This window comes from Streptomyces sp. SID4985 (assembly GCF_009863025.1).
GTDB lineage: Bacteria > Actinomycetota > Actinomycetes > Streptomycetales > Streptomycetaceae > Streptomyces.
Genome location: NZ_WWIR01000033.1, coordinates 1 through 2,042, shown reverse-complemented (window position 1 = coordinate 2,042; position 2,042 = coordinate 1). Strand labels below are relative to the sequence as shown.

Annotated in this window: 3 protein-coding genes; all 3 read left to right on the top strand. The window is 69.0% G+C overall.

The window, feature by feature from the left end; genetic code table 11:
* A partial coding sequence (locus GTW40_RS01550; protein ID WP_161178325.1) for a cytochrome ubiquinol oxidase subunit I occupies window positions 1-782 on the top strand: 782 nt, incomplete at its 5' end.
* A 16-nt stretch (window positions 783-798) separates the two neighbouring features.
* Entirely contained in the window at window positions 799-1,851 is a 1,053-nt protein-coding gene (gene cydB, locus GTW40_RS01545) for a cytochrome d ubiquinol oxidase subunit II (RefSeq protein ID WP_161178324.1), read from the top strand.
* Window positions 1,848-2,042 (top strand): hypothetical protein (locus GTW40_RS32925; RefSeq protein WP_237525273.1); only part of this gene is annotated, 195 nt, incomplete at its 3' end. The genes cydB and GTW40_RS32925, both read left to right, overlap by 4 nt.

The following is a 2,042-nucleotide window of genomic DNA, read 5'->3' as shown; positions in this document are numbered from 1 at the left end:
AGCAGCAGCCGATGAAGATGGCCGCCGCCGAGGCGCTGTGGGACAAGCAGGCTCCGGCCCCGTTCTCCGCGTTCTCCGTGCCGGACGTGGCCCACGGCCGCAACAGCGTCAGCGTCGAGGTCCCGGGGCTGTTGTCCTTCCTCGCGCACAAGGACTTCCACTCGGCGGTCCCCGGCATCAACGACACGGCCAAGGCCGAGGCCGCCCAGTACGGCGGCAGCCCCTCGCAGTACCTGCCCAACATCCCCATGACGTACTGGGGCTTCCGGGCGATGATCATCTTCGGTATGACGTCCTTCGCCCTCGGCGCGGCCGGACTCTGGCTGACCCGGCGGAAGTTCTGGGTGGACCCCGAGTTCCGCACCGGCTCCTTCGACGTGCCGCGACTGATGCTGACCAAGAAGCGCGAACTCGGCCCCGTCATGACGGGTCTGGCCTGGCGCGCCGCCATCCTGACGCTCGCCTTCCCGGTGATCGCCAACTCCTTCGGCTGGATCTTCACCGCGATGGGCCGTCAGCCGTGGGCCGTCACCGGCCTGCTGCGCACCGTCGACGCGGTCTCGCCCAACGTCTCGCTCACCGAGCAGCTCATCACCCTCATCGGCTTCAGCCTGCTCTACATCGCGCTCGCCGTGGTCGAGTTGAAGCTGCTGGTCAAGTACGCCGGTGCGGGGCCGATCACCTCCGAGCGGCCGCCACTGCGGGACATCAAGCTTGGCGGCGGGTCGACGCTCGAGGGCGCCGACCAGGATGCCGACAAGCCCATGGCCTTCGCCTACTGAGAGAAAGTCCCGGACCGTGCATCTCCATGACCTCTGGTTCTTCGTCATCGCCTTTCTGTGGACGGGTTACTTCTTCCTCGAGGGCTTCGACTTCGGCATCGGCATCCTCTCCCGGGTACTGGCCCGCGGTGAGACCGAGCGCCGTGTCCTGATCAACACCATCGGCCCCGTCTGGGACGGCAACGAGGTGTGGCTGGTCACCGCGGCGGGCGCGACCTTCGCGGCCTTCCCCGACTGGTACGCCACCATGTTCAGCGGCTTCTACCTGCCGATGTTCGTGATCCTGCTGTGCCTGATCCTGCGCGGCGTGGCCTTCGAGTACCGCGTCAAGCGCGACGGTGCCGCCTGGAAGCGCAACTGGGAGGCGATCATCTTCGGCACCTCCCTGATCCTGTCCTTCATCTGGGGCCTGCTCTTCGCGGCGATGCTCCACGGCCTGCCGATCACGGCCGACCACGAGTACCACGGCGGCATCACCGAGCTGATCCGGCCGTACTCGCTGCTGGGCGGCGTGACCACGACCGTGCTGTTCACCTTCCACGGCGCGGTGTTCGCCTCGCTGAAGACGGTCGGCTCCATCCGGCCCCGGGCCCGTCATCTGGCCCAGAAGCTCGGCATCCTGACCGTCCTGCTGCTGCTGGCCTTCCTCACCTGGACCCAGTTCCTGACCGGCAACCTGGGCAGCGTGATCGCCGAGGCGATCGCCGTCCTGGCCGTGCTGCTCTCGCTCGGCTTCAATTTCGGCTCGCGCGAGGGCCGGGCGTTCATCAGCTCCGGCGTGGGCGTCGCCGCCTCCAGCGCGGTGCTCTTCCTGGCCCTGTTCCCGCAGGTCATGCCCTCCAGCCTCAACCCGGCCTGGAGCCTGACCGAGACGAACGCGGCCGCGGGCGCCTACACCCTGGGCATCATCACCTGGGTCGCGGTGTTCGCCACCCCGCTGATCCTGCTCTACCAGGGCTGGACGTACTGGGTGTTCCGCAAGCGCATCGGTGTGCAGCACATCCCCGTGTCGCACCACCACGGCCACGGCCACGGCGACCACCGCGCCCGGTACACCGTCGCCCGGTGAACACCCACCGCGTGATGACGTCCCACGCCCTGCGCCGCCTCTCCCGCGCCCGCGTCCCGTACGCGGCGCGCGGGGAGGCAGGCGACGGCGTGGCGATGTCCACGGGCCGGGGCGCCACCCGAGATGATCATCGGGAAGTGCCCCGGACCCGTGGGCGCGCGCCGCTCCGGTCGCGCCGTGCCCACACCCGC